The 15,136-nt window shown below is 68.8% G+C and carries 12 protein-coding genes; 2 read left to right on the top strand and 10 right to left on the bottom strand.

What is annotated here, in order from left to right; genetic code table 11:
• The first annotated feature begins 170 nt into the window (after positions 1 to 170).
• Positions 171 to 1,424: an amidase gene (locus IAI59_RS20130; protein ID WP_207443927.1), complete on the top strand. Its 1,254-nt coding sequence runs from the start codon at positions 171 to 173 to the stop codon at positions 1,422 to 1,424.
• Between the two features lie 175 nt (positions 1,425 to 1,599).
• Here IAI59_RS20130 and IAI59_RS20135 read toward each other — a convergent pair whose 3' ends face one another.
• Both IAI59_RS20135 and IAI59_RS20140 read right to left on the bottom strand, forming a co-directional pair.
• Positions 1,600 to 2,577, bottom strand: a complete 978-nt coding sequence (locus tag IAI59_RS20135) for a Bug family tripartite tricarboxylate transporter substrate binding protein (protein ID WP_207415127.1) — start codon at positions 2,575 to 2,577, stop codon at positions 1,600 to 1,602.
• A gap of 18 nt (positions 2,578 to 2,595) precedes the next feature.
• Positions 2,596 to 3,948 carry an LLM class flavin-dependent oxidoreductase gene (locus IAI59_RS20140; RefSeq protein ID WP_207415126.1) on the bottom strand — a complete coding sequence of 451 codons (1,353 nt, stop codon included), beginning with the start codon at positions 3,946 to 3,948 and terminating at the stop codon, positions 2,596 to 2,598.
• Positions 3,949 to 4,682: 734 nt separating this feature from the next.
• Between IAI59_RS20140 and IAI59_RS20145 the strand changes: the two genes are divergently transcribed.
• Positions 4,683 to 6,266, top strand: a complete 1,584-nt coding sequence (locus IAI59_RS20145; protein WP_207415125.1) for an ABC transporter substrate-binding protein — start codon at positions 4,683 to 4,685, stop codon at positions 6,264 to 6,266.
• Positions 6,267 to 6,272: 6 nt separating this feature from the next.
• Here IAI59_RS20145 and IAI59_RS20150 read toward each other — a convergent pair whose 3' ends face one another.
• The 8 genes from IAI59_RS20150 to IAI59_RS20185 all read right to left on the bottom strand — a co-directional run bounded on the left by IAI59_RS20150 (position 6,273) and on the right by IAI59_RS20185 (position 15,135).
• Complete coding sequence (locus tag IAI59_RS20150) at positions 6,273 to 7,700, bottom strand: FGGY family carbohydrate kinase (protein WP_207415124.1); 1,428 nt, start codon at positions 7,698 to 7,700, stop codon at positions 6,273 to 6,275.
• Complete coding sequence (locus IAI59_RS20155; RefSeq protein WP_207415123.1) at positions 7,697 to 8,896, bottom strand: NAD(P)/FAD-dependent oxidoreductase; 1,200 nt, start codon at positions 8,894 to 8,896, stop codon at positions 7,697 to 7,699. The genes IAI59_RS20150 and IAI59_RS20155 overlap by 4 nt, the downstream gene beginning before the upstream one ends.
• Complete coding sequence (locus IAI59_RS20160; RefSeq protein WP_207415122.1) at positions 8,893 to 10,287, bottom strand: NAD(P)/FAD-dependent oxidoreductase; 1,395 nt, start codon at positions 10,285 to 10,287, stop codon at positions 8,893 to 8,895. The genes IAI59_RS20155 and IAI59_RS20160 overlap by 4 nt, the downstream gene beginning before the upstream one ends.
• A gap of 54 nt (positions 10,288 to 10,341) precedes the next feature.
• The gene (locus IAI59_RS20165; RefSeq protein WP_207415121.1) at positions 10,342 to 11,106 is read right to left on the bottom strand and encodes a DeoR/GlpR family DNA-binding transcription regulator; all 765 of its coding nucleotides are present in this window, start codon (positions 11,104 to 11,106) and stop codon (positions 10,342 to 10,344) included.
• Between the two features lie 387 nt (positions 11,107 to 11,493).
• A complete protein-coding gene (rutA, locus tag IAI59_RS20170; RefSeq protein ID WP_207415120.1) occupies positions 11,494 to 12,573 on the bottom strand; it encodes a pyrimidine utilization protein A in 1,080 nt (359 codons plus the stop codon).
• A gap of 38 nt (positions 12,574 to 12,611) precedes the next feature.
• On the bottom strand, positions 12,612 to 13,355 hold the full coding sequence (locus IAI59_RS20175; RefSeq protein WP_207415473.1) for a maleate cis-trans isomerase family protein: 744 nt from the start codon (positions 13,353 to 13,355) through the stop codon (positions 12,612 to 12,614).
• Positions 13,352 to 14,179, bottom strand: coding sequence for an ATP-binding cassette domain-containing protein (locus IAI59_RS20180; RefSeq protein ID WP_207415472.1), 828 nt, complete (start codon positions 14,177 to 14,179; stop codon positions 13,352 to 13,354). Before IAI59_RS20180 ends, IAI59_RS20175 begins: the two co-directional genes overlap by 4 nt.
• Positions 14,176 to 15,135 (bottom strand): ABC transporter ATP-binding protein, encoded by a 960-nt coding sequence (locus IAI59_RS20185; RefSeq protein WP_207415471.1) that lies wholly within the window; start codon positions 15,133 to 15,135, stop codon positions 14,176 to 14,178. Before IAI59_RS20185 ends, IAI59_RS20180 begins: the two co-directional genes overlap by 4 nt.
• Position 15,136: the final 1 nt, after the last annotated feature.

Consider the following 15,136-nt stretch of genomic DNA (forward strand, 5'->3'; position numbering starts at 1 on the left):
CACATGCCACCCGGCCCCTGGCTCGGCACGCCGTTTGCGTGGGCCATGGCCGTCACAGTTTTCGAGGCAGCAGCATGTCCACCGCCCAACCCCGCAGCCGCGCCTTCCACTCCGCCAGCGCCACCTTTCCGGACGGGCGGGACACACCACGCGCGTTTCTGGAGGCCTGCGTGGAAGACCTGAAGCGCTGGGAACCAGCGGTGGCCGCCTTCACCTGGATCGATCTCGAAGGCGCCCGCCGCGCGGCCGACGCCGCCACGGCCCGTTGGAAAGACGGGCGCCCGCTTTCGGCCATCGACGGCATGCCGGTAGGGGTCAAGGATACCATCGACACGGACGACATGCCGACGGGCATGGGCTCGTCACTTTATGACGGCTACCAGCCACGCTTCAGTGCCGCCAGCGCCCAGGCGCTGCGTGAATGCGGCGCCGTGATCCTGGGCAAGACGGTCACCACCGAGTTCGCTTCCAGCGAGCCGCGCGGCACCCGCAACCCCTGGGACACCGCCCGGACCCCGGGCGGCAGCAGCAGCGGCTCAGCGGCGGCGGTCGCGGCGGGCATGGTGGCAGGCGCACTTGGCACGCAGGTGGTGGGGTCGATCATTCGGCCCGCGGGGTTCTGCGGCGTGCACGGCTACAAGCCCAGCGTCGGCGGGATCAACCGCGGTGGCAGCCTCGACTTCCTGAGCCAGAGCTGCACCGGCACACTGGCCGCCAGCCTGGCCGATGCCTGGGTGCTGGCCCGCGCGGTGGCTGACGTGGTGGGCGGCGATCCTGGCAGCCCCGGCATCGGCGGGCCACTGCTGCCGCCGGAGCCCCACGCGCCGCGCCGTCTGGCGCTGCTGCGCACCGCGGGTTGGCCGCTGCTGGCGGCCGATGCCCGGGCGGGTCTGGAGGTCGCGCTGGAGCGCCTGCGTGCCGCCGGTGTCGAAATCCTGGTCCCGGAGACCTGTCCGGAACTGGCGGCGGTGGAACAGGCCACGGCGGAGGCGCGGGCCGTCACGCTTGGCCTGAATGCCTGGGAATGGCGGTGGCCGCTCAATGCCTATCTGGCACGGGATGCCGCCGCCGTCAGCCAGTCTTCCCGGGACCGCGCTGAAACAGGGCGCCATATGACCCGCGCTGACTATCAGGGGCTGCTGGAACGCCGCCAGATGGCGCGCGAGCGCTTCGCGGCGCTGATGGAACGCTGCGATGGGCTGGTCAGCGTCACCGCGCCAGGCGCGGCACCGGTTGGCCTGGAAACCACCGGCGACCCGATCTTTGTTGTGCCGGGGTCGTTTCTGGGCGGCCCTGTGGTGACGCTGCCAGTGCTGACATCGGCCAACCTCCCCTTGGGCATGCAACTGCTGGGCGCACCCCAGGCAGACGAGACTTTGTTTGCCCATGCCGCCTGGATCGAGGGTAAGGTGTCAGGTGCCTGAAGCTGCTTCCAAGTCATCCATTCATCGGTTTTGGCGAAAGAGAAGATTGCCATCGTCCTAGCGTTCCGAATGCCTGACCTTCCGCGCAGTGTATCGAATGAACTGGATGTCCGAGGCCATGAACGTGACCATGTTGCATTATTGTTGATCAATCGAATGAAGCGCATGGATTACGTCAATTCTCACGCTCGATCTTGGCCGCGTTGATCACGTCGTTCCAGAGAGCTATTTCACGCGCCAGATAGGGTTGAAACAGCGCCTGCGGCATCGCCGAGGCCGTAAAGCCAGATGACGCATAAACCGATTGCACGGTCGGAAGTGCCAGTGCTTCCGCCGTGACGGTCTCCAGCTTGGCCAGGATCGGTGCTGGCAGCGCAGGCGGAGCCACCAGCCCATACCAGTTGCTGACGCGGAAGTCTCCGAGGCGGCTGTCCAAGGTGGGCGTGGTTGGACTGCGGGGCCAGGCCTCGGCCGTGGAAACGGCCAGCAAGCGCAGCGTTCCTTGCTCTACCATGGGCCAACCGGCCGCATCGCTGAAGCCGATATCGACATTGCCGGCGGCAAGGTCCGTCAGCAGCGGCGTCGTGCCCCGATACGGCACATGCAGCATCTGCGTGTTCATCCGAACATTCATCAACTCAAGCGCCAAGTGAGTGGAAGAACCGATGCCACCGGAGCCGAACCGCACTTCCTCCGGCTTCGCGCGGGCCCAGGCAATAAAGGCATCGAGGTCCGTTGCGGGGAGATCCTTCCGCGTCATCAGCAGCAGCGGGCTTGTGGTCAGGCGGCTGACATGGGTCATCGCCATCGGTGCGTAGGGCGTGCGGCGCAATAGTGGACCGATGGTGATGTTGCCGGCGCTGGTGATGCCCAGGGTGTGGCCATCCGGGGCCGCATGAAAGACCTGCTCGATGCCGAGCGCGCCCGCGGCCCCGGAGCGGTTCTCCACGACAACAGGTTGGCCCAGGACAGGGGAAATCGCTTCGGCCAGCACCCGGCCCACCAGGTCCAGGCCGCCGCCTGCCGGGAAAGGAACGATGATGCGAACAGGTCGGTCCGGCTTCCAGTCGGTGCCCTGTGCCAGGGCGGAGCGAGCCAGAAGCGGAGCAGACAGCAAGCCAAGAGTGGAACGGCGGGTCAGGGCTGTGGTCACGGCGAATTCCTGCAAAGGTCAGTCGGACAATGCGACATGCCCACGCGCTTCGCGTGGCGGACGGGGAAGGCCAAGATGGTCGCGCAAGGTCGAACCACTATAGGCAGTGCGAAATAAACCACGTCGCTGGAGAAGGGGAACCACGAGGTTGGTGAAGGCCTCAAATCCTGCTGGGAAGGTGGGCGGCATGACGTTGAAGCCGTCGGCACCGCCGCCTTCAAACCATTCCTGCATGTGGTCCGCCACCTCCTCCGCGCTGCCCACGACCATGCTGTGGCCGCGGGATACGGCGATCCGTTCGTAGAGCTGCCGGATGCTGAGGTTCTCTCGGCGTGCCAGGTCAGCGATGACCCGAAGCCGTGCCTTGCCGACATCTGTATCGGGCAGTTCGGGCAGGGGACCATCGACATCATATGGCGTGAAGTCGAAGCCGCCGGTCAGGAAGGACAGGAGGGACAGGCCGACATCCGGATGCAGGAGCTTTTGCAGGACGGCCATCTGGTCCTCCGCTTCTGCTCGGGAGGGTGCGACCACGGGAAAAAAGCCCGGCATGACCTTGACGGCAGCGGCGTCGCGGCCCTGGCCCGCCACACGCGCCTTGATGTCAGCGTAGAAGGCCTGCGCCTCCGGCAAGGTCTGACTGACTGAGAAGATCACCTCCGCCTGTCGTGCCGCGAGATCCCGCCCGGCATCGGAGCCACCGGCCTGCACCAGCACGGGATAGCCTTGTGGCGGGCGGGACAGGTTCAGCGGCCCGCGAACCGAAAAGTGCTCATCCTGATGATCCAGAATGTTGAGCTTGCCGGCGTCGAAATAAATGCCGCTCGCCTTGTCCTTCAAAAACGCATCGTCATCGAAGCTATCCCAAAGCCCCTTCGCGACATCCACAAAACTGGCAGCGCGGCGGTACCGATCCGCATGGGCCAGATGAGCGTCCCGCCCGAAGTTCCAGGCTTCATTGGCGTTGGACGTCGTGACGATGTTCCACCCGGCGCGGCCGCGGGAAAGATGATCCAGCGTGCCGAAGCTGCGAGCCACGTGATATGGCTCGGAATAGGTGGTGGAGCCCGTGGCAACGAGGCCAATCCGTTGGGTCACGACGGCGAGCGCCGAAAGCAGGGCTATCGGCTCCAGGATATGCTCGCGTGTCGTTCGGCGGACCGCCGGCCAATCAGTTTGTGGCACGCAATTGTTGTCGGCCAGAAATACCATGTCGAAGCAGGAGGCCTCCGCCAGCTTCGCAACCTGGGCATAGATGCCGAAGTCCATGGGCATTCCAGCCCAGGCATCGGCAGCGCGCCAGCCGGCGATATGGTGGCCTGTTGAAAGAAGGAAGAGGCCCAGGTGGAGCTGGCGATGGGGCGGCAGCATGATATCTCCGACCAGATGATGCGTTGCCGGTGCAAACGCTAAATCGTTCTATGCACCGATATATTGTGTAGTCCAGTTTCCGCGGCGCAGTGGGATTTGGTAGACATGCAGCAATGATATCGTCGCGTTTCCCGGCGATCCGTATCAGACCCACAACGCGTCCGGGCCGAGATGTTTTGTCCACATCCGTGTGAGCGCATGAACAACTGGCCAGATGGTGTTTCCGTGACGCCGTAGGTCTTCGGCAGGGGGCTGGATGGTGGCTTTCTGAGAAGCCGGACCGAAAGTCGTTTCGCGGTCATTCGGAGATTTTCCAGTGAAGCGCTTCGTTCCTTCGTTCGACGACGAAATGCTAGTGCCCATTCAGCCTCTCTATCAGGCAGATGGCCGGTGTTCCCAGAATGCCGAATGATACTCACCTGCCGTGACAGCCTTCCGCGACGGCCGGATACACGACGGCTGCCGCGCTGAATGCGGTGGTCACTGAAGAATATGAAGTGATCGGCGCCGGATCAGTGCTCACCTCGAGTAGAGGGTCCGCCGGCACCATTGCCTGTGGGAAAGCGAAGCTGGGCCGACGGGGTGATCCAAGCTGTGCTCCTGATGTCCATATAGTCAATTTTTGTGGAAATATTGACTGAATGGGCGGATGCAATCTAGGCTTCCGGTCGAACAGGAGCTTGGCACTGTGCCGGCGCCGTGTCCCCTTTGCCTGAAGCCGGAGAATAGCTCAGATGTTGCGCCGCAGCCTGCTGATGACCGCCGCCGCCTCGGGCGCCATGTTGTCCATGCCCTCGCTCGTGGCGGCGCAGGGTCAGCGGGTGCTGAAGTTCATTCCCCAGGCCGACCTCGCGGTGCTGGACCCAGTCTGGACCACCGCCTACGTCACCCGCAACCACGCCTACATGGTGTTCGACACCCTGTTCGGCATGGACGCCAACCTGCGCCCGGTGCCGCAGATGGCGGAAGGCGCGGCGGCGGAGGATGGCGGCAAGCTGTGGCGCATCACGCTGCGCCCGGGCCTGCGCTTCCATGACGGTCAGCCCGTGCTGGCACGGGATTGCGTGGCCAGCATCCGGCGCTGGGCCAAGCGTGACGCCTTTGGCCAGGCGTTGATGGCGGCCACCGACGAGCTGTCCGCGGCCGACGACCGCACGGTGGTGTTCCGCATGAAGGCGCCCTTCCCGCTGCTGCCCAACGCGCTGGGCAAGGCGCCGTCGCTGATGTGCGCCATCATGCCGGAGCGGCTGGCGCAGACCGATGCCTTCACGCAGGTGACGGAGATGGTCGGCTCCGGCCCCTTCCGTTTCAAGGCGGATGAGCGCGTGGCCGGCGCCCGCGTCGTGTACGAGAAGTTCGCCGACTACAAGCCGCGCGAGGGCGGCACCCCCGGCTGGACCGGTGGCCCCAAGGTCGTGCATTTCGACCGCGTTGAATGGAACGTGGTGCCGGACCCGGCCACGGCGGCCGGCGCGCTGCAAAGCGGCGAAGCTGACTGGTGGGAGTTCCCGCTGCACGACCTGCTGCCGATGCTCAGGCGCGGCCGCAACGTGAAGGTGGAGATCACCGACCCCACCGGGCTGATCCCGACCATGCGCATGAACACCTTGTCCAAGCCCTTCGACAATCCGGCCATCCGTCGCGCCCTGCTCGGCGCCATCGTGCAGGACGACTTCATGCAGGCGCAGGTGGGCGACAATCCGGACCTGTACCGCACCGGCGTCGGTGTGTTCTGCCCCGGCACGCCCATGGCCAGCGACACCGGCATGGCGACTCTCACCGGCCCGCGCGACCTGGACAAGGTGCGCAAGGCCATCCAGGACGCCGGCTACAAGGGCGAGAAGGTGGTGATGCTGGCGGGGCAGGACGTGCCCAACGTCAAGAATGCCTGCGATGTCGCCGCCGACATGATGCAGAAGGTGGGGCTGAACGTCGAATACCAGGCGGTGGACTGGGGCACCGTGATCCAGCGCCGCTCCAGCAAGGAGCCGACGGACAAAGGCGGTTGGAGCTGCTACTGCTCCTCCTGGGCAGGAATGGACCAGCTGGACCCGGCGGGGCACCTGATGCTGCGCGGCAATGGCAGCTTCTTCGGCTGGCCGCAGAGCGAGCGGCTGGAGACCCTGCGCGACCAGTGGTTCGCCGCACCCGACCTCGCCGCGCAGAAGAAGGTGGCGGAGGACATCCAGCGCCAAGCGCTGGAAGTGGATGCGCCCTACCTGCCCTTCGGGCAGTACATCCAGCCGACGGCCTATCGGTCCGACCTGCAGGGCATCCTGCCGGGCTTCGCGACCTTCTGGAACGTCCGGCGCGGCTGAGGCCGCTCAGCCGCCCGGCCAGCCCCGCGCCAGTTCCACGGCGCGGGCGAAGCGGGCGTGCAGCGCGGCGGGAACCGGCGCTTCCGGCAGCACGCGGCGGGTGCCGTCGGGCGCCGGGCGCTCCGGGCGGCCCAGCGCTTCCAGGCACAGGTGCAGCACGCCCAGCGCCGTGACATCGGCGGAGCCCGCGACCTCCACGGGCGCATCGAGCGCATCCGCCAGGAATTGGGTGAAGTAGCCGCTGCGGCTCAGCCCGCCATCCACCGCGATGCGCCCGGTGCCGCCGCCCAGCGCGCCGTGCAGGCTCCGCACCAGCTCCGCCGCCCGCAACGCGATGCCTTCCAGCACGGCACGCCGCAGATCCGCCGGGCCGGTGGACAGGTCGAGCCCCAGCCAGGTGCCGCGCGTCGCCCGGTCCCAGTGCGGGCTGCCCAGCCCGGCCAGCGCCGGCACGAAGGCCAGCCCGCGCTGGATGGCGCTGGGGCCGGTGAAGCCGTCCAGCTCCGCATGGCCGCCGGGCAACAGGCCGCAGTCGCGCAGCCATTCCACGGCGGCGCCGGCGGTCAGCATGCCGCCGTCCAGCGCAAAGAGCGGCGGCTGGCCTTCCATCTGCCAGGCACAGGTGGGCAGCAGCCCGCCGGTGTTGTCGGAAACGGGCGCGGCACCGGTCAGGCCCAGTGCGAAGGCACCGGTGCCGAAGGTGATCTTGAGATCCCCCGCCGCGCGGCAGCCATGGCCGAACAGCGAGGCCTGCTGGTCCACGACGCTGGCCACCACCCGGGCACCGCCGGCTGTCACGCCGAAGTCGCCGGTGGTGGGGCGGATCTCCGGCAGGCATTCCACCGGCACGCCGAAGGCGGCGCAGAGCTCCGCATCCCAGCACAGGCGCCGCAGGTCCATCAGGCTGGTGCGGGAAGCGGTGGACGGGTCCGTGGCGCACCAACCGGCCAGCCGGTGCAGAAAGAAGGCGTCGCTGGTGCCGAGCCGCAGCCGACCCTGGCGCAGCAGCGCGCGGGCGCCCTCGGCATGGTCCAGCAGCCAGCGCAGCTTGCCGGCGGAGAAATAGGCGTCCAGCGGCAGGCCGGCGCGTTCCAGCGTCAGGGCTTCCACGCCCTGGGCCTTGAGGCGGGCCAGGGCATCGGCGGTGCGCTCGTCCTGCCAGACGATGGCGTGGTGCAGCGGCTGGCCGGTTTCGGCGTCCCAGGCCACCACCGTTTCGCCCTGGTTGGCCAGCCCGACGGCGGCGCAGGGGCCGGCGAGGCGGAGCAACTCCCCCAAGTGCGACAGGATTTCTCCGGCGTCGTGTTCCACCCAGCCGGGGCGGGGCCGGATCTGCCGGTGCTTGCGTTGCCCCACCAGGGTGAGCCCACCATCCCGCCACAGATAGGCCTTGCTGGAGGTGGTGCCCTGGTCGAGCGCCAGCACCCCGCTCATGCCAGCTCCACCGTGACGCCGGAGGCGCCGTCCAGCAGGTCGGTATCCAGCGGGATCGTCACGCGGCGTTCCGGCAGGGCGCTGATGTGGCGCTGCCACAGCACCCGCCCGCCGGCCGAAACCCGCAGCCGCCCCTGCTGGGCCGTGCCAACCCGCGCCAGCAGGCGCACCCGCCCTTCCCCCGGCAGCACGCGCTGTGGATACACGTAGCGCAGCGCGCCGGCCGCCTGCACCGCCACAGCGGCATCGGGCGGCGGCAGGGTGCCGCCCAGGGCCCGCAGCATGCTGCGCGCGGCGGCAGCGCCTTCCTGCGCGGCGGCGCCGGAATGTTCCACCGGGCGCAGCACGTTGCCGGCGGCAAAGAAGGCGGGGTCGGAACAGCGCCAATGCGTGTCGATGGCCGGGCCGCCCGTGCCACTGTCCATCGCCAGATGCGCCGCGCGCGCCAGCGAGGCTTCCGGCACGAAGCGGCCGGACAGGATGACGCCGTCGCAGGCGATGCGCTCCCGCTGGCCGTCGCGCTCCACCACCACGGCTTCCACGCGGGGCTGGCCTTCCACGGCCACCAGGCGCGTCCGGGTCAGGACGGGCACGCGCAGCAGCAGCCGCGCCACCCAGTCGCCCGGGCGGCGGGCGGTGATGCGGTCCTCGGGCTCGATCATGGCCACCGGGCGGATGCCGGCGTGGCGGGCGGTGAGCAGGGCGGAAAACGACACCAGCTCCGTGCCCAGGATCACCGGACGGTGAAAAGGCCGCAGGCCGCCGGCATACACCATTTCCTGGAACGCGCCGGTGCTGACCACGCCCCAGGGGCGGGTGCCGGACAGCAGCCGGGCGCTGCGCGGCATCTCGCGGATGCCGGCGGCCAGCAGCACGGCGCGGGCCCGCAGCGTCTCCATGCCCGCGCCCGTGCTGACCTCCACCCCGCCGCCGGGCTGCAGCCCCACGACGCTGGCGTTGGTGCGGATCTCGGCACCGGACGCCGCGTGCACCAGTTCCCGCGCGTAGCGGGGGCCGTTCCACAGGCGGTGAAAGTCCAGCATGCCCCAGCCTGGATGCGCCGCGAAGCGCGGCAGGCCGCCGGCCTCCGGGTTGCGTTCCAGCACCAGCACGTCTTGCAGCCCGGCGCTGATCAGGGTCCGCGCGGCGGTGAGGCCGGCCGGGCCGCCGCCGATGATGATGACCGGGCGCGTCATCGCGCCGCCTCCGCCAGCCCGGGCAGGTGCGGTGACGCGATCTCCAGGACCCGGCGGGTGCAGTAGAAGCCCTGGCAGCGCCCCATCATGCAGCGGGTGCGCCGCTTCAGCCCGCCCAGGTCGCCCGCGGGCAGCGGGCCTTCCAGCGCCGCCACGATCTCGGCGCGCGTCACCATCTCGCAATGGCAGACGATCTCGTCCCGGCCGGGCTGCTGCCAGGGGCGGGGCAGTGCCTCGGCCAGGTTGGGAACGGGGGTCCAGATGGGTTCGGGCGGCGGCGGCAGGGGGCCGAAATGCTGCTCGTAGAGCCGGAGCAGAAATGCCGCGATGCCCAGCGAGCCCGTCAACCCCGTGGAGCGGATGCCGCCCACCGTGACCCAGCGCTGCTCCGCCAGCGCCTCGATCTGGTAGTCCTTGAACTGCGTGGCGGGGCGCAGGCCGGCATAGGTGGCGGTGACCGGCTCGGCCGCCAGGGACGGGATCATGCGTGCGCCCTGCCGCACCAGCGTGGCCAGTGCCTCCTCCTCCACCGTGGCGGTGTCGCGGTCGGTCTGCTCCTCGGCCGTGGGGCCGACCAGGAGGTTGCCGAAGGCGGTGCGGCTGATCACCACGCCCTTGGTGCGCTCGTTGGGCACCGGCAGGATGATGGCGTGGGCCAGGGCGTGGGCGGTCTTGTCCAGCACCACGAACTGCCCCTTGCGCGGGCGGATCTCGAAGGGGCTGGGGCGGGCGATGGCTTCCACGATGTCGCCCTGGTTGCCGGCGCAGTTCACCACCACCCCGGCGCGCAGCGGCCCGGCGGAGGTTTGCAGCAACCAGCCCGTGCCATGCCGCGTGCCACCCGTCACGGCGGTGCCGCGCAGCAGGGTGCCGCCATGCGCCAGCGCCTGGTGGGCATAGGCCAGCGGGGCGGACCAGGCGTCGATCACCGCCTCCCCCGGCACCAGCACGCCGCCCAGCAGGTCCGGCGCCAGATGCGGTTCGCGTGCCCGCACCTCATCAGCGGTGATCTGCCGCACGTCGTCCACCCCGTTGGCATGGGCGCGGGCGACGATGCCGGGCAGCGCGGCGAGGTCGGCTTCCGTCCAGGCCACCACGATGGCCGTGGTTTGCAGCAGCGGCAGGCCCAGCTTGGCGTGGATGGCGCGGTAGCGGGCATAGCCTTCCCGCATCAGGGCAGATTCCAGGCTGCCCGGCACGGCGTCGAAGCCGGTATGCAGCAGGGCACTATTGGCCTTGCTAGCGCCGCTCAGGATGTCCGCCCCACGTTCCAGCAGCGCCACCCGAAGGCCCGCCATGCTGTATTCCCGGAAGGCCGCGCAGCCCACCACCCCGGCGCCGATGATGGCGATGTCGAAGGAAGGGTGCTGTTCAGCCTGCGCGTCGGTCATGCCCATCATATATGACCGATCGGTCAAAAGCGGCCAGACTGAATGTTGATTCGGTCATATTTCGGTTGATGCCAGGATCACCTCCACCCCCGCCCCCCGCAGGGCGGCCAGCAGCGGCGGCGCGGGTGCGCGGTCGGTCACCAGCCGGCCCAGGCGCGACAGGGGGCACAGGTGGAACAGGGCGGCCCGGTCGAACTTGCTGGAATCCGCCAGCACCGTGACCTGCCGGCTGCGCTCGATCATGGACCGTGCGATCTCGGCTTCCTCCAGGTCGAAGTCGTGCACGCCGCTCGCGGTGATGCCACCCACCGTCAGCACCGCGTGGTCCGGCTGAAAGCCGGCGAGTTGCTGCAACACGAGCGGGCCGATGTTCTCGCCTGCCTCATGCCGGTGCTCGCCGCCCAGTAGGAAGGCCCGGTTGCCGTTGCGTGACATCTGTTGCGCGATGCCGACGGAATTGGTGATCACCGTCAGCCCGTCCCGCCGCGCCAGCGCCGTCGCGAAGGCGAGTGTGGTGGAACCCGTGTCCACGAACAGCGTGTCACCCGGCGCGAACAGCCGGGCAGCCGCCGTGCCGATCGCTTGCTTGGCCGACTGGTTCTCGGCCATGCGCAGGGCAAAGGCGTCCTCCGCCATCCGGTCGGGCAGCATGGCGCCGCCGTGGAACTTGTGCAGCCTGTCGCGGGCGGCGAGGTCTGTCAGGTCCCGGCGAATCGTTTCTTGTGATGCCCCAAGCTGTCGAGCCAGTGTCTCGACGGTCATTCGCCGATGCTCGACCAGCAGTTCAACAATACGATCGCGACGTTCAGAAACGCGCATAAGGCTTTCTCCAGGGCTGCCTGGTTATACCCGGTCTGCGCACTGCGTAAAAATCTGGCGGTCTTCGCGTCAGTATGGGATCGGCCCATGAAGCGGGGCCACAGTCCGGCGTATGAGGCAGGCGGAAAGACGAAAACCGCTATGATCGACGCTCGACAGTGTGGCGTTGTGTGTTTTCCAACCTGTTAGCATGCCATTCCTGCATCCCGCAGATCATGCTGCAAAATTTGCCCACGCTCTCGCAGTTACCCCGTCTCAACGCAGGCCGCGGCGGCTGCTTGGTTCACGGCCAGAGCTTGAGGCTCAGCCCCGCCCGCTCCGTCGCGACACCATCCGACCCGTGGCCAGATGGAGCGCGGGGTGTCAGCCTTTGACGGGCAACATCCGTCAGGCAGGGGCCATGACGTGCCGGCGGCTGTGCATGAGCGGCTGGACGCGTGTGCCGAAGGCGTCGATCCCTTCCACGAAGTCGTCGAAGGTGAGCATCACGCCCTTCAGGCCGGGAATGCCCTCCATCTCGTCCATCATCCGCGCCACGGATTGATAGGAACCCACCAGCGTCCCCATGTTGAAGTTCACCATCGACACCGGGTTGGTCATCGCCCTGGCCGTCGAGCTGGCATCGGCCGCGGCGTCGTTGTTCGCCTGCTGGTCCAGCCAGCCCAGCGCCTTGCTGTCCTTGCCCGCCTTATAGTGCTCCCACTTCGCCATCGCCGCCGCGTCCGTCTCGTCGGCGATCACCATGAACAGCACATAGGAGCCGACGTCGCGCCCGGTCCTGGCCGACTCCTCCACCAGCCGCGCGATGGATGGCGCGAAGGCCGTCGGCGTGTTGACGCCCGAGCCGAGGCAGAAGTTGTAGTCGGCGTGCTGCGCGGCAAAGGCCACGCCCGCGCCGGACTGGCCGGCCGCCACGATCGGCACCGGCCGCTCCGGCCGCGGGCTCAGCACGCAGTCGGTCATCCGGAAGTAGTCGCCCTGCAGGTCCGACCGCCCGGTTTCCCACAGGTCCTTCATCACCTGCACGTATTCCGAGCAATACTGGTAGCGCCGCGCGTAATGCTCCTGCCCCGGCCACAGGCCCATCTGGCTGTATTCGGCTTCCTGCCAGCCCGAGACGATGTTCACGCCGATCCGCCCGGGCGCCACGCTGTCGATGGTCGAGACCATGCGCGCCGCCAGCGCCGGCGGCAGGGTCAGCACGGCGGTGGAGGCGTAGAGGCGGATCTTCTCGGTCACCGCCGCCAGCGCCGACATCAGGGTGAAGCTTTCCAGCGCGTGGTCCCAGAACTCGCTTTCGCCGCCGAAGCCGCGCAGCTTGATCATGGAAAGCGCGAACTCGAAGCCGTATTTCTCCGCCCGCTGCACCACCTCGCGGTTCAGCGCGAAGCTCGGCTTGTAGCGCGGCGAGGTCGTCGAGATCAGCCAGCCGTTGCTGCCGATGGGAATGAAAACGCCCAGATCCATGGTTTCTGCTCCTGGTTCAGAAAGATTATGCTCGGCGCTCAGTGCCGCGCCAGCAGCGGGCCCCAGCCCTCCACCGCATCGGCGATGCCAGCGGTGCGAAGCGCGTGCCAGTAGATGGCCGTGTTGATGGCGATCACCGGCTTGCCCAGCCAAAGCTCGGCCTCCGGCGCCAGCGCCGCCATGGCGAGGTTGGTGCCGACCTGGACGATGGCGTCCACGTCGTTGCCGTCCACGGCCCGCAGCGCGGCGACCAGTTCGGCGCGCGTCACCCGCGCGATGGCCACGGGGCTGGAACAGGACAGGCCGCGAATGCGGGCGACGGCGTAACCGCTTTCCTCGAAAAACCGCACCACGTTGCGGTCGCCCACCGGAAAATAGGGCGTGATCACCGCGATGCGCCGGGCGCCGATCCGCTCCAGCGCCGCGTGGCAGGCATCCGAGCCCATGGACACCGGCAGGCCGGTGCGAGCTTCCAGCTGGCGCTTCAGCATCTGGCTGGCGCCCAGCCCGTCCCAAAAGGTTTCGGCCGAGATGCCGAGCACGAGCTGGTCGGGCTCGGCCGACATCACGCTGTCGATCGCCTCGTCCTGCGCCGCCATGATCAGGCGGATCAGCTCGTTGAAATCGTCGTCGCTGTTGAGCGGCAGGTTGGGGATGCGGATGCGGCTGATATGGTTGGTCACGCCCGGCGGTCGCATGCTGTCGAACTCCGGCTGCACGGAGGTGTTGGTGGAGGGTACCAGCACGCCGAAGGTGCGGCGCCAGCCCAGGCTGTCGGTCATGCGGGTTGCTCCTGTTCCGCCAGGCGCCGGCTGCCGGGCACGGCGGCCAGCAGGCGGCGGGTGTAGGGGTGCTGCGGATCGCGCAAGACGTCGCGCGGGTGGCCCTGCTCCACGATGCGCCCCGCGCTCATCACCGCGACGGAGGCGCAGAGGTGGTGCACCAGCGCTAGGTCGTGGCTGATGAAGACCATGGTCAGCCCCAGCCGGTCGCGCAGCTCCATCAGCAGCCGCATGATCTGCGACTGCAGCGACACGTCGAGCGCGGAAACCGGCTCGTCAGCCACCAGCACCTCCGGCCCCATGGCCAAGGCGCGGGCAATGGCCAGGCGCTGCTTCTGCCCACCCGACAGCTCGTGCGGGAAGCGCTGCAGCAACCCAGGGTCGAGCCCGACCTGCCGCATCAGCTCGGCGGCGCGGAAGGCTCGGCCCTCAGGCGTTTCGCCCGCCAGCACCAGCGCCTCGTCCAGCAGGCGCGCCCCGGTCTTGCGCGGGTTCAGTGAGGCGCCGGCGTCCTGAAACACCATCTGCATGCGCCGCCGCTCGGGCCGCAGCGCGGCACCGCGCAGCGCCGTCAGGTCGGTGCCGCCCAGCACCACGCGCCCGTCCGTCGGCTCTTCCAGCCGCAGCATGATCCGCGCCAGGGTGGACTTGCCGCAGCCGGACTCGCCGACCAGACCGGTGACCTCGCCGCGCGGCACCGCCAGCGTCACGTCGTCCACCGCCAGCAGCGGGCGGCGGCGGCCGAGCAGGCGGGGCAACATGCGTTTTTCTAGCTCGAAGCGCTTGGTGATATTCTCCAGCAGCAGCAGCGGCGGCGCGCTCACGACGCCACCTGCCAGCAGGCCACGCGGTGCGGCCCGCGCATCCGCTCCGGCGGGCGCTCCGCCGCGCAGCGCGGTACGGCCAGCGCGCAGCGCGGCTGGAACGGGCAGCCGGCGCCGAGGAGCCCGGGCACGGGGGATGCACCCTCGATCGGCCGCAGCGCGCCTGGCCGGTCCTGCAGCCGGGGCACGCATTCCAGCAGCGCACGGCTGTAGGGTTGCAGTGGCGCGCCGAACAGCTCGGCCACCGGCGCCTCCTCCATCACCATGCCGCCGTAGAGCACCACGGCGCGGTCGCAGATCTCGGCCATCAGGTCGAGGTTGTGGGTGATGAACAGCAGCGCGAGGCCGAGCTTCCGGCGCAGGTCGTGCAGCAGCGCCACGATCTGCGCCTGCACCGTCACGTCCAGCGCCGTGGTCGGCTCGTCGGCGATCAGCAGCCTCGGGCGGCAGGCCACCGCCATGGCAATCAGCACGCGCTGTCGCATGCCGCCTGAGAACTGGTGCGGGTATTGCCGCAGGCGCGACGCCGGATCGCGGATGCCCACCAGCTCCAGCACCTCCACCGCGAGGTCGCGCGCCGCGCGTCCGCGCAAGCCGCGATGCGCCGCGATCACGTCCATCAGCTGCGTGCCGATCGGAAACACCGGGTTCAGTCCCGACAGCGCGTCCTGGAACACGATGGACACGGTGCCGCCGCGCAGCCGGCGCATGCTGCGCTCGTCGGCCGCCGTCAGCTCCTGCCCATCCAGGCGGATGCTACCGCGGGTGACGCGGCCAGGGCTGCGCAGCAGGCCCATGATGGCCAGCGCCGTCTGACTCTTGCCCGAGCCGCTTTCGCCCACCAGCCCCATCGCCTCGCCGGCGGCGATGGAGAAGGAGATGCCGCGCACCACCTCCACCATCCGCCCGGTGACGGGAAAGCCGACATGCAGGTCCTCGACCTCCAGCAGCGCCATC

The organism is Roseomonas haemaphysalidis, from assembly GCF_017355405.1.
GTDB lineage: Bacteria > Pseudomonadota > Alphaproteobacteria > Acetobacterales > Acetobacteraceae > Pseudoroseomonas > Pseudoroseomonas haemaphysalidis.

Bases quoted from the DNA above. Each gene is read 5' to 3' on its own strand.
- IAI59_RS20140 (WP_207415126.1), bottom strand. From the start codon at position 3,948: ATGCTGCCGCCCCATCGCCAGCTCCACCTGGGCCTCTTCCTTCTTTCA.
- IAI59_RS20145 (WP_207415125.1), top strand. From the start codon at position 4,683: ATGTTGCGCCGCAGCCTGCTGATGACCGCCGCCGCCTCGGGCGCCATG.
- IAI59_RS20150 (WP_207415124.1), bottom strand. From the start codon at position 7,700: ATGAGCGGGGTGCTGGCGCTCGACCAGGGCACCACCTCCAGCAAGGCC.
- IAI59_RS20155 (WP_207415123.1), bottom strand. From the start codon at position 8,896: ATGACGCGCCCGGTCATCATCATCGGCGGCGGCCCGGCCGGCCTCACC.
- IAI59_RS20160 (WP_207415122.1), bottom strand. From the start codon at position 10,287: ATGACCGACGCGCAGGCTGAACAGCACCCTTCCTTCGACATCGCCATC.
- IAI59_RS20165 (WP_207415121.1), bottom strand. From the start codon at position 11,106: ATGCGCGTTTCTGAACGTCGCGATCGTATTGTTGAACTGCTGGTCGAG.
- rutA (WP_207415120.1), bottom strand. From the start codon at position 12,573: ATGGATCTGGGCGTTTTCATTCCCATCGGCAGCAACGGCTGGCTGATC.
- IAI59_RS20175 (WP_207415473.1), bottom strand. From the start codon at position 13,355: ATGACCGACAGCCTGGGCTGGCGCCGCACCTTCGGCGTGCTGGTACCC.
- IAI59_RS20185 (WP_207415471.1), bottom strand. From the start codon at position 15,135: ATGGCGCTGCTGGAGGTCGAGGACCTGCATGTCGGCTTTCCCGTCACC.